Origin of the sequence: Pseudomonas sp. N2-3-1-14, from assembly GCF_041228395.1 — a bacterium.
GTDB lineage: Bacteria > Pseudomonadota > Gammaproteobacteria > Pseudomonadales > Pseudomonadaceae > Aquipseudomonas.
Map to the genome: position 1 here is coordinate 4,391,540 of NZ_CP166199.1, position 21,677 is coordinate 4,413,216.

The 21,677-nt window shown below is 60.6% G+C and carries 18 protein-coding genes; 12 read left to right on the forward strand and 6 right to left on the reverse strand.

Annotated elements, in window-relative coordinates; all coding sequences use genetic code 11:
• Positions 1-46: 46 nt before the first annotated feature.
• Positions 47-592, forward strand: coding sequence for a GTP cyclohydrolase I FolE (gene folE / locus AB5I78_RS20300; RefSeq protein ID WP_003442011.1), 546 nt, complete (start codon positions 47-49; stop codon positions 590-592).
• 102 nt (positions 593-694) lie between these two features.
• Entirely contained in the window at positions 695-1,066 is a 372-nt protein-coding gene (locus AB5I78_RS20305; protein ID WP_369301217.1) for a glutathione S-transferase N-terminal domain-containing protein, read from the forward strand.
• A gap of 347 nt (positions 1,067-1,413) precedes the next feature.
• Here AB5I78_RS20305 and AB5I78_RS20310 read toward each other — a convergent pair whose 3' ends face one another.
• Both AB5I78_RS20310 and AB5I78_RS20315 read right to left on the reverse strand, forming a co-directional pair.
• Positions 1,414-2,016 (reverse strand): glutathione S-transferase family protein, encoded by a 603-nt coding sequence (locus tag AB5I78_RS20310; RefSeq protein ID WP_145158772.1) that lies wholly within the window; start codon positions 2,014-2,016, stop codon positions 1,414-1,416.
• A gap of 10 nt (positions 2,017-2,026) precedes the next feature.
• Entirely contained in the window at positions 2,027-3,193 is a 1,167-nt protein-coding gene (locus AB5I78_RS20315; protein ID WP_369301218.1) for a PLP-dependent aminotransferase family protein, read from the reverse strand.
• 81 nt (positions 3,194-3,274) lie between these two features.
• On the opposite strand from AB5I78_RS20315, the gene AB5I78_RS20320 reads away from it, so the two are divergent.
• The 3 genes from AB5I78_RS20320 to AB5I78_RS20330 all read left to right on the forward strand — a co-directional run bounded on the left by AB5I78_RS20320 (position 3,275) and on the right by AB5I78_RS20330 (position 5,953).
• Positions 3,275-3,709 (forward strand): MarR family winged helix-turn-helix transcriptional regulator, encoded by a 435-nt coding sequence (locus tag AB5I78_RS20320; RefSeq protein ID WP_145158776.1) that lies wholly within the window; start codon positions 3,275-3,277, stop codon positions 3,707-3,709.
• Between the two features lie 188 nt (positions 3,710-3,897).
• Positions 3,898-5,244 (forward strand): NCS2 family permease, encoded by a 1,347-nt coding sequence (locus AB5I78_RS20325; protein WP_242195524.1) that lies wholly within the window; start codon positions 3,898-3,900, stop codon positions 5,242-5,244.
• A gap of 67 nt (positions 5,245-5,311) precedes the next feature.
• Complete coding sequence (locus AB5I78_RS20330) at positions 5,312-5,953, forward strand: LysE family translocator (RefSeq protein ID WP_169367315.1); 642 nt, start codon at positions 5,312-5,314, stop codon at positions 5,951-5,953.
• Here the strand turns inward: AB5I78_RS20330 and AB5I78_RS20335 are convergent.
• Both AB5I78_RS20335 and uraH read right to left on the reverse strand, forming a co-directional pair.
• A complete protein-coding gene (locus tag AB5I78_RS20335; protein WP_369301220.1) occupies positions 5,928-11,201 on the reverse strand; it encodes a dermonecrotic toxin domain-containing protein in 5,274 nt (1,757 codons plus the stop codon). The genes AB5I78_RS20330 and AB5I78_RS20335 overlap by 26 nt on opposite strands.
• A 153-nt stretch (positions 11,202-11,354) precedes the next feature.
• A complete protein-coding gene (uraH, locus tag AB5I78_RS20340; RefSeq protein ID WP_106576519.1) occupies positions 11,355-11,708 on the reverse strand; it encodes a hydroxyisourate hydrolase in 354 nt (117 codons plus the stop codon).
• A 388-nt stretch (positions 11,709-12,096) separates the two neighbouring features.
• On the opposite strand from uraH, the gene puuE reads away from it, so the two are divergent.
• From puuE to AB5I78_RS20375, 7 genes are all read left to right on the forward strand, one after another.
• Positions 12,097-13,023: an allantoinase PuuE gene (gene puuE, locus AB5I78_RS20345; RefSeq protein ID WP_145158784.1), complete on the forward strand. Its 927-nt coding sequence runs from the start codon at positions 12,097-12,099 to the stop codon at positions 13,021-13,023.
• Positions 13,020-13,535, forward strand: a complete 516-nt coding sequence (uraD, locus tag AB5I78_RS20350) for a 2-oxo-4-hydroxy-4-carboxy-5-ureidoimidazoline decarboxylase (RefSeq protein WP_369301222.1) — start codon at positions 13,020-13,022, stop codon at positions 13,533-13,535. Before puuE ends, uraD begins: the two co-directional genes overlap by 4 nt.
• A 78-nt stretch (positions 13,536-13,613) precedes the next feature.
• Positions 13,614-14,609 carry an allantoicase gene (gene alc / locus AB5I78_RS20355; RefSeq protein WP_242195532.1) on the forward strand — a complete coding sequence of 332 codons (996 nt, stop codon included), beginning with the start codon at positions 13,614-13,616 and terminating at the stop codon, positions 14,607-14,609.
• Positions 14,610-14,735: 126 nt separating this feature from the next.
• A complete protein-coding gene (locus AB5I78_RS20360) occupies positions 14,736-15,239 on the forward strand; it encodes an ureidoglycolate lyase (RefSeq protein ID WP_106576515.1) in 504 nt (167 codons plus the stop codon).
• 50 nt (positions 15,240-15,289) lie between these two features.
• A complete protein-coding gene (locus AB5I78_RS20365; protein WP_242195536.1) occupies positions 15,290-16,591 on the forward strand; it encodes a urate hydroxylase PuuD in 1,302 nt (433 codons plus the stop codon).
• A 194-nt stretch (positions 16,592-16,785) separates the two neighbouring features.
• Positions 16,786-18,129: a nucleobase:cation symporter-2 family protein gene (locus AB5I78_RS20370; protein ID WP_262207080.1), complete on the forward strand. Its 1,344-nt coding sequence runs from the start codon at positions 16,786-16,788 to the stop codon at positions 18,127-18,129.
• A gap of 444 nt (positions 18,130-18,573) precedes the next feature.
• Positions 18,574-19,359 (forward strand): outer membrane protein OmpK, encoded by a 786-nt coding sequence (locus AB5I78_RS20375; protein WP_262207082.1) that lies wholly within the window; start codon positions 18,574-18,576, stop codon positions 19,357-19,359.
• Positions 19,360-19,468: 109 nt separating this feature from the next.
• On the opposite strand, the gene AB5I78_RS20380 is transcribed toward AB5I78_RS20375, so the two are convergent.
• Positions 19,469-20,617, reverse strand: a complete 1,149-nt coding sequence (locus AB5I78_RS20380) for a patatin-like phospholipase family protein (RefSeq protein WP_369301224.1) — start codon at positions 20,615-20,617, stop codon at positions 19,469-19,471.
• Positions 20,618-20,645: 28 nt separating this feature from the next.
• Complete coding sequence (locus AB5I78_RS20385) at positions 20,646-21,581, reverse strand: lipid A biosynthesis lauroyl acyltransferase (protein WP_106576510.1); 936 nt, start codon at positions 21,579-21,581, stop codon at positions 20,646-20,648.
• Positions 21,582-21,677: the final 96 nt, after the last annotated feature.

A 21,677-nucleotide genomic window follows, 5' to 3' on the forward strand; every position in this document is an offset into this window, starting at 1 on the left:
CCGCCACCGTAACCTTGCGCTTTGCGAAAATCCCACAGGTAGTTTCATGTCCCTGGAACAGAATTACACCGCGATCCTCGGCCAACTCGGCGAGGACGTTTCCCGCGAGGGCCTGCTCGACACGCCAAAGCGTGCCGCCAAGGCGATGCAGTACCTTTGCCGCGGCTATGAACAGACACTCGAAGAAGTCACCAACGGTGCCTTGTTCAGCTCCGACAACAGCGAAATGGTGCTGGTCAAGGACATCGAGCTGTACTCGCTGTGCGAACACCACCTGCTGCCGTTTATCGGTAAGGCTCACGTCGCGTATATCCCGAGCGGCAAAGTGCTGGGCCTGTCGAAAGTGGCGCGGATTGTCGACATGTATGCGCGCCGCCTGCAGATCCAGGAAAACCTCAGCCGCCAGATCGCCGATGCCGTGATGCAAGTCACCGGCGCGCTGGGCGTGGCCGTGGTGATCGAAGCCAAGCACATGTGCATGATGATGCGCGGTGTAGAGAAACAGAATTCTTCGATGATCACCTCGGTGATGCTGGGTGAGTTCCGCGAAAACGCGGCCACGCGCAGCGAGTTTCTCAGCCTGATCAAGTAACAGGCTGTGCAGGAAAAAACCGGCGTTCATCGCCGGTTTTTTTTCGCCTGCAAATTTCAGGTAAGCTGCGGCCCCTTCTTCATGGGCAAGAGGTTTTCAGCCATGTTCGTCAAAGCACTTCGAGTGGGCCTCGGCCACGTCATCATCGCGGGCGACTTCATTACCCGCCCACGCAAAAAGCAGCGCCCCGCCGAACAACAGGCGCAGGTGAACGCTGCGGCCAAGGACCTGAGCCTGTATCAGTTCCACGCCTGCCCGTTCTGCGTGAAGACCCGTCGTACGTTGCACCGTCTGAATGTGCCGGTGGCGTTGAAGGACGCCAAGAACAATGCGCAAGATCGCCAGACCCTGCTGGAGCAAGGCGGCAAGATCAAAGTGCCGTGCCTGCGCATTGAAGAAAATGGCCAGACCACTTGGATGTATGACTCCAAGGTGATCATTGATTACCTCGACAAGCGGTTCGCCGCAGTCTGATGAACACCGCGATCAGTGTGGGAGCTGGCTTGCCTGCGATGCAGACACCTCGATTTATCAGTGACACCGAGGTGACGCTATCGCAGGCAAGCCAGCTCCCACATTAGTTCGGCGTTGCCAATTCGATATCCAACAAGGCCGAGCCCAGGCAGTTGCCGGAGTCGGCGGCGGCATGGGTTTGAGCCCGGCGGCGCAGCGCTGTTTTGAATTGCTGAAGGATCAACTGTCTGCCACAACAGACAGCTAAAGGTGGGAGCGGGCTTGCTCGCGAAAGCGGTGGATCAGTCGAATCATCAGTGACTGCGCACCCTTGGCGAGCAAGCCCGCTCCCACGTTTGGACCTGTGTTCAGTCCAGCATCGCCACATGTTTGGGGTGGCTGGCCACACGTTTGAGCCACGCCTGCACCGCCGGGTACGGCGTCAGGTCAAAACCCCCTTCATGGGCCACGTGGGTGTAGGCATACAGCGCGATATCGGCAATCGAATATTGCTCGCCTACCAGGTAGGGCGTGGCTTGCAACTGACGCTCCATCACCCTCAAGGCCTTGTAGCCGCCCTTATGGGTGTTTTTGTACTCCTCCAGTCGGTCTTGCGGCATGTTCAGGTAGAACTGGATAAACCGCGCCACTGCGATATACGGCTCATGGCTGTATTGCTCGAAAAACTGCCATTGCAGCACTTGGGTACGCAGGCGTGGCTCAGCCGGCAGAAACTCGCTGCCGTCCGCCAGGAAGTTCAGGATCGCGTTGGACTCCCACAGGCAGGTGCCATCTTCCAGTTCCAGCACCGGGATCTTGCCGTTGGGGTTCTTGGCCAGGAATTCGGCGGTCTGGGTGTCGCCCTTGAGAATATCGACATCGATCCATTGGTACTCGATGCCCAACAGATTGAGCATCAATTTGACCTTGTAGCAGTTGCCCGACTTGTAATCGCCATAAACCTTGTACATGGGGCTCCCCTTATGCCGCTTGCGCGTGCTGTGCTTGACGGACCACCGCGGCCAGGCGCTTGAGACCTTCGTCCAGACGGGCCGGGTCGATATGGCTGAAATTGAGGCGCAACGAGCCGAGGTGTTGATCGGGCTCGGAAAAGAACGGTTCACCGGGCATGAACGCGACGTCCTGATCCAATGCTTGCGCCAACAAGGTGCGGGTGTCGAGCGGTTGTTTCAAGGTCAGCCAGAAGAATAATCCGCCCTCAGGCGTCTGCCAGTCAGCCAGATCGCCAAAATGACGCTCCAGCGCGGCCTGAAATGCATCGCGACGCTCGCGGTAAAAGCGGCGCAGTTGCGCCAGGTGCTGCTGGTATTTCTGGGTGCCGATCCACTGCATGGCCTGCCACTGGCCGACGCGGTTGGTGTGCAGGTCCGCCGATTGCTTGAGCTTGAGCAAATGCGGGAACAGATCCGGGCTGGCGATCAGGTAGCCGATGCGCAGGCCCGGTAGCAGGGTCTTGGAGACGGTGCCGGTGTAGATCCAGCTGGCTTTTTTCAGGCGGCCGGCGATGGGCTGCGCACTGGCGCCGTCGAAGCTCAGTTCGCGGTAGGGTTCGTCTTCGATCAGGGTGATGCCGAACTCATCGAGCAAAGCGGCGACGGCCGCGCGCTTGGCCTCGCTGTAGCGTACGGCCGAAGGGTTCTGGAACGTCGGGATCAGGTAGATGAACGCCGGACGATGGTGTTCAAGGAGGCTGCGCAAGGTGGCGAGGTTCGGACCGTCGGCCTCCAGTTGCACGGTCAGGCAATCGGCGCCGAACAGTTGGAAGATCTGCAACGCCGCCAGGTAAGTCGGGCCTTCCAGCAGAACCTTGGTGCCCTTGTCGATATGCAGTTTGGCGGCCAGGTCCAGGGTTTGCTGGGACCCGCTGACCACCAGCACCTGGCTCGCCTGGCACGGTATGCCCAACGCGCGGGCCTGGGCGGCGAGCAGTTCGCGCAACTGCGGTTCGCCTTCGCTCATGCCATATTGGCCGAGGGTGAGCGGCATGCCGTCCCAGTTCAGTGCCGGCAGCATGGCTTCGGCCGGCAGGCCGCCGGCGAACGACATCACTTCCGGGCGCTGGGCCGCGGCAAGGATTTCACGGATCAAGGAGCTTTTGAGGCGCGTAACACGTTCAGAGAAGGCCATAAGGTCACCGGTGGCAAAGCGCATGGAAAATACGTCAAACTGCTTGACCGAAATTACGCCGACTTGAGTAGATACGTCAATATGCTTGACCTTAAAACCCAGAGCAGCCAGCAACAAGCCATGGAAGCGTTCTTTTTCGGCTACCAGGCCTTTACCGCCAAGGCCGACGAGATGCTCGAACGCCGAGGCCTGAGCCGTGTGCACCAGCGCATCGTGTTTTTTATCGCGCGCTACCCCGCCTTGAGCGTAAAGCAACTGCTGGAGTTGCTCGGCGTGAGCAAGCAGGCGTTGAACATACCGTTGCGACAGCTGCAGGAAATGCACTTGGTAAACAGCGTGGCGTCCGAAACCGACAAGCGTAAACGCCTGTTGGAATTGAGCGACGAGGGCCAGCGTTTCGAGCAGTCCCTGCGCCGCGAACAGGTGAAGCTGCTGCAGCGCGCCTTCAGCGAAGCCGGCGAAGACGCGGTGGCGGGATGGCTGGCGGTGAATCAGGCGCTGAGTGCCGTGAATTAGCCTTTCATCTTGTTTCGAACACATAATCGAAAACATTATTTGCTTTATTTGTATACAAAAGCATAATTCGCTTCGTGCGAGTTCCTGACCTATTGGTCAACAAAAACCCGCCAGTACCTCAAAGCGCTGTTGCCCACACCTGTGACCGGCGCTGGAAATAACAATAAAACTCTTGAGGAGTACTCGCTGTGGAAAGCCGCAAATCCGAAGCCCCAACGCTGGACCTCTCCGCGCCGCAAGGCGGTTGGCTGGAACGCCTGTTCAAACTGCGTTTGCATGGCACCACAGTGAAGACCGAACTGATCGCCGGCCTCACCACGTTCATCACCATGGCCTACATCATCTTCGTCAACCCGAACATCATGGCCGATGCCGGCATCGACCACGGTGCGGCGTTTGTCGCCACGTGCATCGCCGCTGCGCTCGGTTGCCTGCTGATGGGCCTTTACGCCAACTGGCCCGTGGGCCTGGCGCCCGGCATGGGCCTGAACGCGTTTTTCACCTATACCGTGGTCGGCACCATGGGCTATCACTGGGAAACGGCGCTGGGCGCGGTGTTTGTTTCCGGGGTGTTGTTCATGGGCCTGACCCTGTCCCGCGTACGTGAATGGCTGCTCAACAGTATTCCCGTCAGCCTGCGCCACGCCATGGGCGCCGGTGTCGGCCTGTTTCTGGGGGTGATCGGCCTGAAAACCGCCGGCATCATCGTCGACAGCCCGGCCACGCTGATCAAGCTGGGGTCGCTGCACGAGCCTGCGCCACTGCTGGCGGCGGTGTGCTTTTTGCTGATCGCGATCCTCAGCTACCACCGGGTGTTCGGCGCAATCCTCATCAGCATCATCGCGGTCACCCTGGCCGGTTGGAGCCTGGACCTGGTGCACTACAACGGCATTCTCTCCACCCCACCCAGCCTGGCGCCGACCTGGATGGCCATGGACGTGAAGGGTGTATTCAATGTCAGCATGATCAGCGTTGTATTTGCGTTTCTTTTTGTACACATGTTCGACACTGCCGGTACACTGATGGGCGTTGCGCAACGCGCCGGGCTGGTGGGCGCCGATGGCAAGATTCATAACCTGTCCCGCGCGCTGAAAGCCGACAGTGCCTCCAGCGTGTTTGGCGCCATGGTCGGTGTGCCGCCGGTGACCAGTTATGTAGAAAGTGCCGCCGGTGTCGCCGCGGGCGGTCGCACCGGGTTGACCGCCGTGACCGTGGGCGTGCTGTTTGTGGCAGCAATGTTTTTCGCGCCCTTGGCGGGCATGATTCCTGCCTATGCCACCGCCGGTGCGCTGATTTACGTAGCGATGCTGATGATGGCGAGCATGGCCCATATCAATTGGGATGAAGCCACCGACAGCATCCCGGCCATCGTGACCGCGATCATGATGCCGCTGACGTTCTCGGTTGCCGACGGTATCGCCCTGGGCTTCATCACATATGTGGCGCTCAAGGCCGGCACCGGCAAGTACCGCGAGATTTCCATCAGCCTGTGGGTGCTGTGCGCGATTTTCATCGCGAAGTTCATCTTCCTGTAGTTCGCAGGAAACGGCCGAAAACCGCCTCACCTTCGGGTGGGGCTTTTGTACGAATGGAGGACTGTAAATGACCCTGGAAACCTGGCTGCTGTTCAGTGGCGCTGCATTGATCGTGATCCTGATCCCCGGCCCGCTGTCGCTGTTGATGATCAGCAACAGCCTGAACTACGGCCTGCGCCGTTCCTACCCGGCGTTTCTGGGCGGCGTGTTCGCCTCGATCTGCCTGTTGAGTGCCTCGGCATTGGGGCTGGGTGCATTGCTGCTGGCCTCGGAGCAGTTGTTCAGCGCCCTGAAGGTCGTCGGTGCGCTGTACCTGTTTTACCTCGCCTGGCAGAGCTGGCAGCAATCGCGCCAACCGGCCCAGGGTGCCGTGGTGCCCCAGGCCGTGGCCACACCGCGTTTTCGCGCCTTGTTCGGTCGCGCGTTTGTGCTGGGCGCCAGCAACCCCAAGGACATCCTGTTCTTTGCCGCCTTCTTGCCGCAGTTTCTCAGCAGCGAGCACGCGTTCCTGCCGCAATTGCTGATCATGATTGCTACTTGGACCGTACTCGACTTGCTGTGCAAGCTGGCCTACGGCCTGGGTGCCCATGGGGCTGCGCGCTACCTGCGCAGCGGCAGTGGCCAGAGCTGGTTCAATCGCGTCAGCGCCGCACTGTTCGGCGCCGCGGGCATGGTGTCGCTGATCAAGGCGAGGACGGGCTCACTTTGACAAAGTAGACGCTCGGGCGGGCCGCCTGCGTCGTAGGCCATTGAATGCCGGCAACGATCCGAGCCAGGCGATTTTCGTTGATGGCGCTCTTGACGCCCATCAACGCAACCGACCGCGGATGCGTATTGATTGCGGCGTCAAACCACCGGTCCGTCAGCCGGGTTTCCAGCCTCACCGTGCCTCTCTCGATCCAATGGATGGACACGTAGTACAGCGTGTTTGAAGGGGAAGAAGGATGGGTCGCGATCAACTCATGCGTGGGCTTGCGTCCGTGCCTGAGCTGCAGTTCCTGCACGTTGAACCCTTGCTGCTCCAGCGCGCGCTTGACTGCGGCGCGCAGCGCGATGATCCGCTGAGGCTTGACCTCACCACCGCCGGATTGCAACGCAGGGTCTAACCCGACGGCCCGGAAGTCGACACGCGTGAAGCCGGGGGCCTTGCCCTCGTAACCGATGTGCAGCGCCCTGCCCGCCCTTTGAATGGGCCGTAACATTCTCAGCAAATCATCCGTCTGACCCGGCCCGTTGGGAGTCGACATCAGCCAGTTGTCCAGCGTCGAACGAATATTGAGCAGGTGCGTGGCCGTCGCCGAGCGCGAAGAATCGGCCAGTTCAATCAGCCTTGCGGCTGCCAATGCCTGGCTGCGGCGGGTCATGCTGGGGAACGCCTGCCCCACGGACTGCTCCAGCGGCCGGTCAAACAACGGGGCATGCACCTGCCACTCACCCGACACGCCGCGTGATATCGCAATGGGCTGTTCACCCATCGCAGTGCTCGTCCAACGTTCAATATCAACACGGGCAAGCGAGACCAGCGGCTCATTGCGGGTGATAAACGCGATGCCATTCCAGGGCGCATTGTCGCCCTGATGAAGCACTCTGTAATAACCTGCCCCCGAAGCGGCGAGGCTGTCATACCGGGGCCCGATGTAGACGGCATCGTAGGGAAATCCCGGCGGCTCCATGTGCACATGAAACGTGCCGAACGCCGAGAGGCCGGACACCTGCCCCGTCGCATCCGGAACACGCCATTCGAACCAATAGGGGTCCGGCGCCGGTGACCGATAGATGCGGTTGTGCGTGGCGGCGCGCACCGTCGGTGGCTGCCAGTCCGGGGGTGCCTGCACTGGCGCACGCCACGGGCTGAGCAGCGTCGAACTCGTCCCCGCCACCGGCTGAGGCGCATCCGCGCCCAGTAACCATTCCCCGGGCTGGTGCACGTTCACTATCAGTTCGTCTTGCCCAGGCGCCTGCCGGTTTTTCAGGCGCAACGCGTGTTCGTTGCCGCGCCGATAAAGCGGGTAATGGTGTGAGTCATCCGCCACGAACAGCTCGCCATCTTTGACATACACGCCTTTTTCACCAACACCTTTCAACGCCACAGCCCCTTGAGGCACCCCCTTGATTCTGAAACGCTCCAGGTCCTTGAGTTGAGCCACCGGTGGCGGCGCGAGGCGGTCAAGCCCGCTGGCCCTCATGCGCAGACGATGGATACGCCCCAGCACAGCCCGCGCGGCGGGCCGCGCCATACGAGCCGCCGCAACCGGCACCCTGGCGGGGCCGGGAATAAAGTTAAGTAACAAATCGATTGCCAGAAACGCGCTCATAAAGCCCACATCGACCGCCGTGTGAGCGTCGCCAAAGCGGTGATAACGCCGCGCCATAAGCAGCAGTTCACGGAATTGATTAAAAATCCCGTACATCGGGCAGAAAAACCCCACCAGCGCCCGCGTACGTGTCTCGCTTTGCTCACCAAGGCGGCGCGCGCGGTAGGCCTGCAGCGCCTTGCCAGAATGGCTGGCGGCTTGAGTGCGGCGCTGCAGCTCAAGCACGCTGGCGTGGTAGAGCAATGCCCTGGCGTCGCTGTGAGAGGTGGCGACAATTGCCAGCCAGCCCTGCGGATCACTGGCAATCTGCTCAAGGGTGTGGGCCTGGATCTCATCCAGCAACGCCGTCGGCTCCAGGTGCTTGATGTTAAAGGAGCGAATAAAGCCAAGCCCCCGCCAAATCCCCTTCACCATAAAAAATGCAGGCGGCAGATCAAGCGTGCTGAACAGGTGACCTGGGCTATCGGCGCGGTCCGGATGGTGGGTAATTGCCTCAAATGCCCAGCCAGGTGCGACCTGTCGCGCGAGCGCTCTGGCGTTATCGGCCGATGCGCCGATACGGTTCAATGCAGCAAGGGCCTGTTGCAGGTCGCTGTACTCGGTGAGAACCCAGGCTTGCGGGGCATCGGGCCAGTAGACCACGCAACACCCGGAGCGCTTGTCGTGCACCACCACAATGCCTGCGACATAGCGGTCGTGCTGCATCGTATGGCCCACCAGGTGCACCACGTGCAGTTGCAACTCGTGCTGGTTGTTCAGCAAGTCTGGCGGCATGCGGGCCGCCATGGCGGTGCTAAACACACTTTGCGCGTTCGCCGACAGCCCGCTTTGCCGCGCCAGGAACAGGTGGTGGTCAACGCCTGCGTGCAACGCGCGATTCAATAAGGGCGGGATGCGTCCTTCGCTGAGGGCGCGATCGGTGCCGGCAGGCGGATAAAAAGCGCGGTTGATCAATGCTTCGTACTGCCCGCCGATATCCAACGAAGCGACCATCTGGATCAAATACCCGGCATTGAGCCGGTGTCGCCATTCAGGTTGTAGAAAGCGGGCGCGGTTCAATCGCCATTGCGTCCAGGGCGCCAGCGGGTCGAGGTTGTGCAGCGCCAGTTGCAGCAGACTGAAGGAGGTACGCGTAGCGGTCGGGGTGAGGACGATGGTGCGATCACCGACAGTGCAGCCGCTCGCCCACCCACAAAACTGGCCATGAACATCATCAGGCATTTCAATAAAGGGCTGGTCGATCAGCCACGACGCAGGGACGCCGTCCTGCTGCAAACGGGCCGTCAAGGCACGGCGGGCAAACGTGTCCAAATCGGGCAGGTGCTGCTCAAGCCGCGCCTGGAAGGCGAAGGCGCTGCTGAGGTAAAAACGCTGCGAACGTTTGAAGCGTTTACGCTGGGCACGCGTGGCGCCCACCCAGCCCGCCGGCAATTTTTGCGCTTCAGACGCGGCCTTGCGCAGTAACTCGATGTTCGCCTGAGCCTGGCTCAGGGCACTATTGGCCGGAACCTTGAGCTGTTGCGCCAGCCCCGCCAGCAACAACGCGCGACTGAGCCCGACCTGCGTCACTTCGCTGAATATACGCGTGATGTCTTCAGTGCTTTTGTGCAGGCGATCGTAGCAACCGAGCAATTTTTTCAACGCGGCCAATGCAGGCTTGCCGTCGATGGGGACGTAGCGCACGGCCAAGGTTTCACGCAGCGCATGTGCGCGCAAATCGCTGCGCTTGTCATGCTCGATACCGCCCCACAGCACCGAGCCGTCCCGGCTGCCGAGGCTCGCCTTGACGCTTCGGGTCAAGGCATCCAGCCCGGCAAAACCCAGCACCCCGCCCTCTTCCCCAAAGGCGTAGAGCACCACCGGAAGCTGGCGGGCCGGCACCCTCAGCGCGGCCGCGGTGGTCACCAGCCACACATTATGCAGGGGATAAAAAGCATCGGGCTCACTGCCCACGGCGATTGAAAGCACCTGGGTTTGGCTGCCCGGGCGTGCCGCGGGCGAAGGCGGGTCCAGCACGTCGATAATCAGGTCGCGGTGGGCCGTGCCCAGCAGTTTGAGACGATGTTGCAGCTGAACCTCGCAGCGCAGTGCCTCGGCTTGGGCATGCATGAACAACGAAGTACGCCTGGGCGTTTGCGCGCCACCGGGGCGCTCGGTCCAGAATTTCAGATCGAGCAGCCGGTGCTCTGCACCCTGCAGCAACGAACTCAGCGCCTGGGCATGGGCCGCGAGCTGCGCCTTCAGCGCTATGAATTGCTGATAAGCGAGGGTCTCGATGCCGGGCTCATACGGATCCAGCAAGGCCAGCAGACCTTTTTCGTAACGCTTGACCTGCTGCTGCGCAGTGCGCAAGGCCAAGCCGGGTGAGGTACTGGCAAAGATTATTTCTGCGCTGCGTCGTTGCTGGTCCCATTTGAGTAACGGGTCAGCAAGAGCGCCAAGCCGAGCGCTGCCGACCCACTGCTTTCGCGCCCCTTCCACCTGCGCGAGTAACGCGGCGACAGCCACCGGCCGAGGCGGTTGTGCAGCAACAAAGGGAGGATCGACCCTCACGGCACACGCCAATTCGGTGTTCCATTGCCCGCGCAACAACGCTTGCGCGCTCAGCGCCAACGCGTCGTCGAGCACCTCCAGGCCGCGCACAAAACCGCCCGCCGCAGACAACTGCGCGGGCTGGCATAACCCAGTGCGACGACTTGCCACCAACCCCTGCCAGAGCATGTCCAGCTGCGCTCGGTCCAGCGGCAGCAGGCCTTCCTGCAGGGCGGCAAAAGACGGGTACTCGTAGAACGTGCGGGCCACACCCGGCACGTACACCACCTGCGGCGCCTGCGCGGGATCACCCTCACGATAAAAGTGCAATACGCCTGGCATCGCCACCGCGGGTGTTCCGGGCCACATCAGCAGGCCCACCCGTACGCTGGCCCAATCCCCGCCTGCACGTTGGCGTGCCGTCGCGGTCGGGGCATCGATCACGGCCTGCACCAGGCTCATGCCCGCCGGTGATAGCTCATCCAGTTGCCGTGCCATGCAGGCCCGGTCAGCGAACAGTTCAGTGTGCAGCTCGACCCAGCGCTCGCGGCGTGTGAGCCATGAGCCCCGCGCCAAGGTGTCCCAATAGTGGTCTGCCGCCTGCACCAGCCGCTCAAAAAGTCGCATCGCAATGACGCGCTGCAAGGCTTGCAAAGGGGTATAGGGCAACCGACGGCTTGGCTGCCCTTTTATGCTGAGCGTGGTGAATTGATTGACATTGATAGGCACCGAGGGCCGTGCCAGCAGCGACAGGGCCCGCTCGGTCAAGCTGTTGATGATCTGCGGTGCGCCTGGGCGCTTGGTCTCGGTAAACAGCAGAGTGTCCGGTTCCATCTCAAATGCTTTGCGCAGTTGAGCACGGATCACTCGCAGGATTTTGGGCGAGCGCCCTATCAGCTGTGCCAGTGCGCGTACCGATTCGCCGCAGCGCCAATCGGCAAGAGCGAGCTGATTGATCAGGCGGCTGGGATGGGTAAACCGGTTGATCCGCCGGGTCAGTTGATCTCGAATGGCCTGCAAATCGGCTTGGGCAGCGACGACAGCATCAACGTCTTCGGGCAGGGAACTGAAAGAGGGCAAAACGCCTGGGTGATCTGGGGACGAGGCCATTGGTGTTTTCTTCTGAGGAAAACACCCAGCCTAGGCATCACCGACACTCAAGAGGTGCTAGATAGTTGAATGCACTACAGGCAAAAAAAAGCCCGCAGTGTGGGCGGGCGAAAAACCAACGAAGAGCTTTGGGGGTGTGAAGCGAGGTGACGCTCAGCTACCGCGATAGGTGGAGTAGCTGTAAGGCGAAATCAGCAGGGGCACATGGTAATGGTCCTGTTCGGCGCTGATGCCAAAACGCAGCACCACCACATCCAGGAAAGCCGGCTCGGGAAGCTGCACACCGCGGGCCCGGTAATAATCGCCGGCACTGAATTGCACCTGGTACACACCGCTGCGGTAATCGTCACCTTGCAGCAACGGCGCGTCGCAACGGCCGTCGCTGTTGGTCACGGCGGTAGCGACCAGCTCCAGTTGCGCGCCTTCGACGCGGTACAGTTCAACCTTGATCGCGCTGCCGGGGCAGCCATGTGCGGCGTCCAAAACGTGTGTGGTCAAGCGTCCCATGGCGTCTTTGCGCCTCCCGTAAACAGTAGAAAAGTGATCCGCACTCTTTCAGGGCAGTGAAAAAGCCGGCGATGGCTGATTAAGACACTTTCTAAAAAAATTGTACACAATAAATTCAACAAATATCCCGCACCTCGCAGCCACCGGTTCGCCGACCACCGCGGTGCCCCTGATAAAACCCACTGAGGCGATCGCCGGCCAGCCAGCGCCTACCGCTGGACATCCGCGAAAAACTTTTTAGCGTTTAGCTGACCAGTCAGGCAGGTTTCTTGCAGTAGCTTGAGTGCGCGCCGTTGAGAAAAAATGCAGAAATGCGGGCTTACAAAGTCGGCGATAAGTTGTATACAATCACTCATCGCTACTACGACGAACAAGAAGGAAGACTGCAGTGAGCGCTGACTACCCACGCGACCTGATCGGTTACGGCAGTAACCCTCCTCACCCCCACTGGCCGGGCAAGGCACGCATCGCGCTGTCTTTCGTACTCAACTACGAAGAAGGCGGCGAGCGCAACATATTGCACGGCGACAAAGAGTCCGAGGCATTCCTTTCGGAGATGGTCTCGGCCCAGCCGCTGCAAGGCGAGCGCAACATGAGCATGGAGTCGCTGTATGAATACGGCAGCCGTGCCGGCGTGTGGCGCATCCTCAAATTGTTCAAAGAATTCGATATCCCGCTGACCATCTTCGCCGTGGCGATGGCCGCCCAGCGCCACCCGGATGTGATCCGCGCAATGGTCGCCGCCGGCCATGAGATCTGCAGCCACGGCTATCGCTGGATCGACTACCAGTACATGGACGAGGCCCAGGAGCGCGAGCACATGCTCGAAGCCATTCGCATCCTCACCGAACTGACCGGCGAGCGCCCGTTGGGCTGGTACACCGGTCGCACCGGCCCCAACACCCGGCGGCTGGTGATGGAGGAAGGCGGCTTTCTGTACGACTGCGACACCTATGACGACGACCTGCCCTACTGGGAACCCAACAACCCCACCGGCAAGCCGCACCTGGTGATCCCCTACACCCTGGACACCAACGACATGCGCTTTACCCAGGTGCAGGGTTTCAACAAGGGCGATGACTTTTTCGAGTACCTCAAGGATGCCTTCGACGTGCTGTATGCCGAAGGCGCTGACGCACCGAAGATGCTTTCCATCGGCCTGCATTGCCGCCTGATCGGCCGCCCGGCGCGCCTCGCCGCCCTCAAGCGTTTTATCGAATACGCCAAGGGCCATGAACACGTCTGGTTCACCCGCCGCGTCGACATTGCCCGCCACTGGCACGAAACCCACCCGTACACGGGAGCGGCGAAATGACTGCGTTCCAAACCTTGAAACCGTCGAGCCTGAGCCGCGATGCATTCGTGACAGCCTTCGCCGACATCTACGAACATTCGCCATGGGTGGCCGAAAAGGCCTTCGACCTGGGCCAGGATTCTTCAATCGACCAGATCGAAACCCTGCACCAGCGCATGAGCGACATCCTGTTGAGCGCCGATCATGCCAGCCAGCTGGCCCTGATCAACGCTCACCCGGACCTGGCGGGCAAAGCTGCCGTCCAGGGCCAGTTGACCGAAGCCAGCACGAATGAACAGGCTGGCGCCGGTATTCACCAATGCTCGAGCGAGGAGTTTTCTCGCTTCACCGAGCTGAACGATGCCTACAAGGCCAAGTTCAAGTTTCCCTTCATCATGGCGGTAAAAGGCAGCAACCGGCACCAAATCCTCGCCGCGTTCGAAACGCGTATTCACAATTCGGTGGAAGCCGAGTTCAAATGCGCCCTGGCCGAGATCAACAAAATCGCGTTGTTCCGATTACTGACCCTTTAGCAGACCTGGCCCGAGCGCTCATGACGCCCAGGGCCTGGCGAGCATCCCAAGCCACTTTATTTAAGGCAGACAAGAAGAATGAAAGCTTACGCCGTACCTTTCGAGAAGTTCGTCAACTTGGCCGACGCCCGTCTGGGCACCAAGATCCTTTCGGTGACCGATGACTGGTTCGCTGACGCCAACCGCCTGTTCCAGCCGACCCCGGCCGTGTGGAAGGAGGGCGTTTTCGATGACAACGGCAAGTGGATGGACGGCTGGGAGTCGCGCCGCAAGCGCTTCGAAGGCTACGACAGCGCGGTGATCCGCCTGGGCGTGCCCGGCTCGATCAAAGGCGTGGACATCGACACTTCATTCTTCACCGGCAACTTCCCGCCGTCGGCGTCCCTGGAGGCGTGCTTCCTGGCCTCGGGCGATCCTGATGAAAACACCCAGTGGGTGGAAGTGCTGTCGGCCGTCGAGCTGCAAGGCAACAGCCACCACTACCACGAGATCAGCAACGACCAGGCGTTCAGCCACCTGCGTTTCAACATCTACCCGGATGGCGGCGTAGCCCGTCTGCGCGTGTATGGCGTGCCGTTCCGCGACTGGTCGTCGGTGGGCGACAACGAACAAGTCGACCTGGCCGCCGCCTTGAACGGTGGTCGCGCGCTGGCCTGCTCCGATGAACACTTCGGCCGCATGAGCAACATCCTCAACCCGGGCCGTGGCATCAACATGGGCGACGGCTGGGAAACCGCACGTCGTCGTACGCCAGGCAATGACTGGGTGATCGTCGCGCTGGGTCACCCGGGCGAGATCGAGAAAATCATCGTCGACACCCTGCACTTCAAGGGCAACTACCCGGACACGTGCTCCATCCAGGGCGCGTTCGTGAAGGGCGGCACCGACAGCCAGATCGAAACCCAATCGCTGTTCTGGCGCGAACTGCTGCCGGCGCAGAAGCTGGAAATGCACGCCGAACACACCTTCGCCGAGCAGATCAAGGCGCTGGGCCCGATCACTCACATCCGCCTGAATGTGTTCCCCGATGGTGGCGTGAGCCGCCTGCGGGTCTTGGGCAAAGTAGCTAAATAAGCGGTGAGCCCATCGCAGGCAAGCCAGCTCCCACATTTGAATGTATTCGCAAATCAAAATGTGGGAGCCGGGCTTGCCCGCGATAGCGATAGAACAAACAACACAGACCTCGGATAAGAGACAGCCATGCGCACACTAGTGATCGAACCCCTGACCAAAGAAGCCTTCGCCCCTTTCGGAGACGTTATCGAAACCGACGGCAGCGATCACTTCATGATCAACAACGGGTCGACCATGCGCTTTCACAAGCTGGCAACGGTAGAAACCGCGCAGCCTGAAGACAACGCGATCATCAGCATCTTCCGCGCCGACGCGCAGGACATGCCGCTGACCGTGTGCATGCTGGAGAGACACCCGCTGGGCAGCCAGGCTTTCATACCGCTGCTCGGCAACCCCTTTCTGATCGTGGTCGCGCCACTTGGCGATGCACCTGTATCGGGCTTGGTCCGCGCCTTCGTCACCAACGGCAGGCAGGGCATTAATTACCATCGCGGCGTCTGGCACCACCCGGTGCTGACGATCGAAAAGCGGGATGACTTCCTGGTGGTTGATCGCAGTGGCACCGGCAATAACTGCGATGAGCATTTTTTCAAAGAGGATGAGCGGTTGATCCTCGCCCCCCACCAATAAGAGAAGGTCTGATCACTCGACAACAGAGTGACAGGCGAGAGGTAAAGACTGTGGAAGCACATTTGATGGAATGGCTGAACCTTAGCGTGCGCTGGGTTCACATGATCACCGGCGTCGCCTGGATCGGCGCTTCGTTCTACTTCGTCTGGCTGGAAAACAACCTCAATCGCGTCAACCCCAAGGACGGCCTGGCCGGTGACTTGTGGGCGATTCACGGTGGCGGTATCTACCACCTGGAAAAATACAAACTGGCCCCGCCGACCATGCCGGACAACCTGCACTGGTTCAAATGGGAAGCCTATTTCACCTGGATGTCCGGCATCGCGCTGCTGTGCGTGGTGTTCTACGCCAACCCGACCTTGTACCTGCTGGCCCCGGGCAGCAGCCTCAGTGGTCCGGAAGGTGTCTTGCTGGGCCTCGGTTCGCTGCTGGCGGGCTGGTTCATCTACTCCTTTCTGTGCGACTCGGCCCTGGGCAAACGCCCTGCCCTGCTCGGCCTGATCCTGTTCGTGCTGTTGATTGCTGCCGCTTACGGCTTCAGCAAAGTGTTCAGCGGGCGTGGTGCCTACCTGCACGTGGGTGCGGTGATCGGCACCATCATGGTCGGCAACGTGTTCCGCATCATCATGCCCGCCCAGCGTGCGCTGGTGGCGGCCATTGCCGAGAACCGCACGCCGGACCCGGCGCTGCCCGCCAAAGGCTTGCTGCGCTCACGGCACAACAACTACTTCACCCTGCCGGTGCTGTTCATCATGATCAGCAACCACTTCCCGAGCACCTACGGCAGCCAATACAACTGGCTGATCCTGGCCGGTATTGCGGTGGCAGCCGTGTTGGTACGGCACTACTTCAACACCCGTCATAACAGCCAGAAGTACGCGTGGACCTTGCCGGTTGGCGCACTGGCGATGATTTGCCTGGCGTACGTGACCGGTCCGAAACCGGTGTCGACGGCTCCAGATGTGGCCAAGGCTCCGGCTGCCATCGAGTACCAACCGCTGCCGGAAACGGCACTGGGTGGCGGGCTCAAACCGGCTGCGCCAGCGGCACCCGCACCGGCCCCCGCCGAAGCAGCACCGGCGCAGGCATCGATTGATTTTGACAAGGTGCATGGGGTGATTCAGGAACGCTGCGCCGTGTGCCATTCGGCCAAGCCGACCAGCCCCCTGTTCAGTACCGCGCCGGCGGGCGTGATGTTTGATACGCCGCAGCAGATCCAGCAATTGGCCCCGCGCATTCAGGCGCAAGCCGTGGCCAGCCAGATCATGCCGCTGGGCAACATCACCCAGATGACTCAGCAGGAGCGCGACCTGATCGGCACCTGGATCAACCAAGGAGCCCGCACAAACTGACAGCCTGATACAGATCCAAATGTGGGAGCGGGCTTGCTCGCGAATGCGATCGTTCAGTCACTGATGAGTTGAATGACACACCGCTTTCGCGAGCAAGCCCGCTCCCACAGGGGATTTGCGCCGGTTTACCGATCGCGTTTCAAATGGCAATTGAATGCCAAACAACACAAAAATAAAAAGATTCGAGGTGTTGCATGTCCCAGTTAGAACCGCAGACTCCTGCCGCGCCCGCCATGGTGCGGCTGCCCCTCTTGCAACTGATTCTGGTAGGCCTGCAACACGTCTTGCTGATGTACGGCGGCGCCGTCGCCGTGCCCCTGATCATTGGCCAAGCCGCCGGTTTGAGCCGTGAAGAAATCGCCTTTCTGATCAACGCCGACCTGCTGGTAGCCGGTATCGCCACCATGGTGCAGTCGTTCGGCATCGGCCCGGTGGGCATTCGCATGCCGGTGATGATGGGCGCCAGTTTTGCCGCCGTCGGCAGCATGGTGGCGATGGCCGGCATGCCCGGTATCGGCTTGCAGGGGATCTTCGGCGCAACCATTGCCGCCGGGTTCTTCGGCCTGCTGATCGCGCCGTTCATGTCCAAGGTGGTGCGTTTTTTCCCGCCGTTGGTGACCGGCACCGTGATCACCGCCATCGGCCTGTCGCTGTTTCCGGTGGCCGTGAACTGGGCCGGTGGAGGCAGCGCCGCCGCCACGTTCGGCTCGCCGGTCTACCTGGCGATTGCCGCACTGGTACTGGGCACTATCCTGCTGATTAACCGCTTCATGCGCGGCTTCTGGGTGAACATCTCGGTGCTGATCGGCATGGCGCTCGGCTATGGCCTGTGCGGCATGCTCGGCATGGTTGACCTCAGCGGCCTGGCGCAGGCGCCGTGGGTACAGGTGGTGACGCCGCTGCATTTCGGCATGCCCAGGTTCGAGTTGGCGCCGATCCTGTCGATGTGCCTGGTGGTGGTCATCATCTTTGTCGAGTCCACAGGCATGTTCCTCGCCCTGGGCAAAATCACCGGCCAGGATGTCACCCCAAAAATGCTGCGCCGTGGCCTGCTGTGTGATGCCGGCGCATCGTTTTTTGCCGGCTTCTTCAATACGTTTACCCATTCCTCGTTCGCGCAGAACATTGGCCTGGTGCAGATGACGGGCGTGCGTTGCCGCTCGGTGACGATCATGGCCGGCGCGTTTTTGATTGTGCTCAGCCTGTTGCCCAAAGCCGCCTTTCTGGTGGCCTCGATTCCACCGGCGGTACTCGGCGGCGCGGCAATTGCCATGTTCGGCATGGTCGCGGCGACCGGGATCAAGATCCTGCAGGAAGCCGATATCGCCGACCGGCGTAACCAGTTGCTGGTGGCGGTGAGCATCGGCATGGGCCTGATCCCGGTGGTGCGTCCGGAGTTCTTCGCGCAATTGCCCTTATGGATGAGCCCGATTACCCACAGCGGAATTGCCATGGCCACCCTCAGCGCGTTGTCGCTGAATGTACTGTTCAACATTCTGGGAGGTGCTGAACGCCCCGTTGTCGCCCACACGCATTGATTCCACCTGTTTTTAAAAACAACAAAAATAATAAACAACAGGAAACACGCACATGCACGCCATCCACCTAGGGCCGGCCACCCGCCGCGCCCTATTCTTGCCCCTCGCGCTCTCTAACAGCGCACTTGAGCCAAGGCCTGGGAGCCAGTATTCTCCGCGCCCGCTCGAATCGACTCAAAAAAAAACAGCGAATGTAAAAGCTGACTGCAGGGCCAACTTATCCCGGCCCCGCAGTGGCTGCCAAAGTGCGCAAAAGCCCCCTGAATTCGACTGCAGTTTGTGCAGCCGACGGGGATTTTTTGGCTTTTTGAACACCTTGGCGCAGCTCTTGCTAAAAGCATTAAAGCTGACCATACAGACGATTTTTTCAGCGAACCAAAAGGCGCCACACCAGAGCGCCTGCGTAGAAAAACAACCATAAAACTTTGACTCGGGAGCAACCGAATGAAACCTATGTTGAAAGGCCTGATGCTGGCAGGATCCCTGCTGGCCGGTGGCCAAGCCGTGGCGGGCGATCTGTTGCAGTGGCAAAACAACAGCCTGACGTATCTATGGGGCAAGAACTTCACCGTCAACCCGCAGATTCAGCAGACCGTCACGTTTGAACATGCCGATGCCTGGAAGTACGGCGACAACTTCTTTTTCGTCGACCGCATCTTTTACAACGGCAAGGAAGACGGCAACGTCGGCCCAAGTACCTACTACGGCGAGTTCAGCCCGCGTTTGTCGTTCGGCAAGATTTTCGACAAAGACTTGTCATTCGGCCCGATCAAAGATGTATTGCTGGCCTTCACTTACGAGTTCGGCGAAGGCGATAACGAGTCGTACCTGTTGGGCCCGGGTTTTGACTTGAACATCCCGGGTTTCGACTACTTCCAGCTGAACTTCTATCAGCGCCAGACCGAAGGCAATCGGCCGGGTGACGGCGTATGGCAAATCACCCCGGTCTGGTCTTACACCATCCCCGTGGGCAACTCCAACGTGTTGATCGACGGTTTCATGGACTGGGTCGTGGACAACGACAAGAACGCCCGTGGCACTTACCACGCCAACCTGCACTTCAACCCGCAGGTTAAATATGACCTGGGCAAGGCGCTGCACTGGGGCGAGAAGCAGCTGTATGTAGGTTTTGAATACGACTACTGGAAGAACAAGTACGGGATTGAAGATTCCGGCGCGTTCAAGACCAACCAGGACACGGCGAGCTTCCTGGTCAAGTACCATTTCTAAATAACACTGCAAAACAAATGTGGGAGCGGGCTTGCTCGCGAAGGCGGTGTGTCAGTCACTGAATCTGCTGACTGATCCACCGCCTTCGCGAGCAAGCCCGCTCCCACATTTAGTTAACCGTCAGCCCAAGGAATTTGGACAATTCCTCGCGCTTGGCCAACGCATCCTTCCTGCCCAGTTCAATCAACTCGCTGCAATACCCCGCCTCGAACAGCAAGTAACTCAGCACCCCTGCCCCGCTGGTTTTGGTCGCGCCCGGCCCGCGCAAGAATAGGCGTAACGCCGCCGGCAACTCCTGGCGATGCCGCGCGGCGATTTCATCAATCGGCTGGCTCGGCGCGATCACCAACACCTCCACCGGGGCCAGGCCCTGGATCGCCGCATCCGCCGGCAACACGTGGCTGAACTGGTTCAGACGCTCGAGCAATTCGATATCGCTCTCCAGGCTGTCGATGAACGTGCTGTTGAGCATGTGCCCGCCGATCTGCGCCAGGGTGGGTTTCTGGCCGGTGTAGGTGCGTTGTGTGGAAGGCTCATTGCCGCGCGGATTGCCACTCACGCCCACCACCAGCACCCGACTGGCGCCCAGGTGCAAGGCCGGGCTGATCGGCGCGGATTGGCGCACCGCGCCATCGCCGAAATACTCCTGGCCAAGTTTGACCGGAGCAAACAGCAAGGGGATCGCCGAACTGGCCAGCAAGTGTTCAACCGTCAGTTGGGTGGGCATGCCAATACGCCGATGGCGCAGCCACGCATCGATAGTGCCGCCGCCCTGATAAAACGTCACTGCCTGCCCGGACTCATAGCCGAAAGCCGTGACCGCGACCGCGTGCAGGTGGTTGTTACGGATGGCCGCATCGATGCCGTCCAGGTGCAGCTTGTCTTTGAGCAATGCGCGCAACGGTGTGCTGTCGAGCAACGCGACCGGCACCTGAGCCCCCAGGCCGAGCAAGCTGTGGATCAAGAAACGACTGGCCTGGCGGATAACTCCAGGCCAGTCGCTGCGCAGCACCCGATGGCTGCGAAAGCCCTGCCAGAACGCCGTGAGGCGCTCGATGGCAGCAGTGAAATCAGTCGCGCCGCTGGCAAGACTCACCGCATTGATCGCCCCTGCTGACGTGCCGACGATCACCGGAAAGGGATTGGGCGCCCCTGGCGGCAGCAATTCGGCAATCGCTGCCAAGACCCCCACCTGATACGCCGCTCGCGCCCCGCCGCCGGAAAGAATCAAGCCTGTGACCGGTTCAGTTGGGCGCATTGCATCACTCCATGTGGGGCAGAAAGCGTTATCGACGGCGTTTTTCGTACAGCTTGGGCTCACCCGGTGGCCGGCTCTTGAAACGCCGATGGGTCCACAGGTATTGCTCCGGGCATTCGCGAACCGACGCCTCGACCCACTGGTTGATGCGCAGGCAGTCGATCTCATCGGTTTCGCCCGGGAAGTCGGTCAACGGCGGGTGGATCACCAGGCGGTAACCACTGCCATCGGCCAGGCGTTCCTGGGTGAACGGCACCACCAGCGCCTTGCCCAGGCGGGCAAATTTGCTGGTGGCGGTGACGGTGGCGGCCTGAATGCCGAACAGCGGCACAAAGATACTTTGCTTGGCGCCGTAGTCCTGGTCCGGTGCGTACCAGATGGCGCGGCCGGCGCGCAGCAACTTGAGCATGCCGCGCACGTCTTCGCGCTCTACCGCCAGGGAATCGAGGTTATGCCGCTCGCGGCCACGGCGCTGAACGAAGTCGAACAGCGGGTTGCCGTGCTCGCGGTACATGCCATCGATGGTGTGTTTCTGGCCGAGCAGCGCCGCGCCGATTTCCAACGTGGTGAAGTGCAGGGCCATAAGAATCACACCCTTGCCATCGAGCTGCGCCTGCTTGAGGTGCTCCAGCCCTTCGACATGGGCCAGGCGTGCTAGGCGCTGACGCGACCACCACCAGCTCATGGCCATCTCGAAAAACGCGATGCCGGTGGAAGCGAAATTTTCCTTGAGCAGCTTCTTGCGCTCTTTGGCGGATTTTTCCGGGAAGCACAGTTCCAGGTTGCGCGCGGCGATGCGGCGGCGCTCGCCAGCCACGCGGTACATGCCCGCGCCTAATAAACGACCAATGGTCAACAACGCGCGGTATGGCAACTGGGTGATCAGCCACAGCAGGCCGAGTCCCAGCCATAGCAGCCAAAAACGCGGGTGAAAAAATACAGCTCGAAAACGCGGGCGATCCATTACAGATTCCGGTAAAGACAGGGCCGCGCATTCTACAACGTTCGACTCGGCTTGCGGCCCGTGGATGTTCTCGTTATAAGTCTCGACACTTTTCGT

What these genes read in the sequence shown, in the direction of transcription:
- folE (WP_003442011.1), top strand. Translation starts at nt 47, where the DNA reads ATGTCCCTGGAACAGAATTACACCGCGATCCTCGGCCAACTCGGCGAG.
- AB5I78_RS20305 (WP_369301217.1), top strand. Translation starts at nt 695, where the DNA reads ATGTTCGTCAAAGCACTTCGAGTGGGCCTCGGCCACGTCATCATCGCG.
- AB5I78_RS20310 (WP_145158772.1), bottom strand. Translation starts at nt 2,016, where the DNA reads ATGTACAAGGTTTATGGCGATTACAAGTCGGGCAACTGCTACAAGGTC.
- AB5I78_RS20315 (WP_369301218.1), bottom strand. Translation starts at nt 3,193, where the DNA reads ATGGCCTTCTCTGAACGTGTTACGCGCCTCAAAAGCTCCTTGATCCGT.
- AB5I78_RS20320 (WP_145158776.1), top strand. Translation starts at nt 3,275, where the DNA reads ATGCTTGACCTTAAAACCCAGAGCAGCCAGCAACAAGCCATGGAAGCG.
- AB5I78_RS20330 (WP_169367315.1), top strand. Translation starts at nt 5,312, where the DNA reads ATGACCCTGGAAACCTGGCTGCTGTTCAGTGGCGCTGCATTGATCGTG.
- AB5I78_RS20335 (WP_369301220.1), bottom strand. Translation starts at nt 11,201, where the DNA reads ATGGCCTCGTCCCCAGATCACCCAGGCGTTTTGCCCTCTTTCAGTTCC.
- uraH (WP_106576519.1), bottom strand. Translation starts at nt 11,708, where the DNA reads ATGGGACGCTTGACCACACACGTTTTGGACGCCGCACATGGCTGCCCC.
- uraD (WP_369301222.1), top strand. Translation starts at nt 13,020, where the DNA reads ATGACTGCGTTCCAAACCTTGAAACCGTCGAGCCTGAGCCGCGATGCA.
- alc (WP_242195532.1), top strand. Translation starts at nt 13,614, where the DNA reads ATGAAAGCTTACGCCGTACCTTTCGAGAAGTTCGTCAACTTGGCCGAC.
- AB5I78_RS20360 (WP_106576515.1), top strand. Translation starts at nt 14,736, where the DNA reads ATGCGCACACTAGTGATCGAACCCCTGACCAAAGAAGCCTTCGCCCCT.
- AB5I78_RS20370 (WP_262207080.1), top strand. Translation starts at nt 16,786, where the DNA reads ATGTCCCAGTTAGAACCGCAGACTCCTGCCGCGCCCGCCATGGTGCGG.
- AB5I78_RS20375 (WP_262207082.1), top strand. Translation starts at nt 18,574, where the DNA reads ATGAAACCTATGTTGAAAGGCCTGATGCTGGCAGGATCCCTGCTGGCC.
- AB5I78_RS20380 (WP_369301224.1), bottom strand. Translation starts at nt 20,617, where the DNA reads ATGCGCCCAACTGAACCGGTCACAGGCTTGATTCTTTCCGGCGGCGGG.
- AB5I78_RS20385 (WP_106576510.1), bottom strand. Translation starts at nt 21,581, where the DNA reads ATGGATCGCCCGCGTTTTCGAGCTGTATTTTTTCACCCGCGTTTTTGG.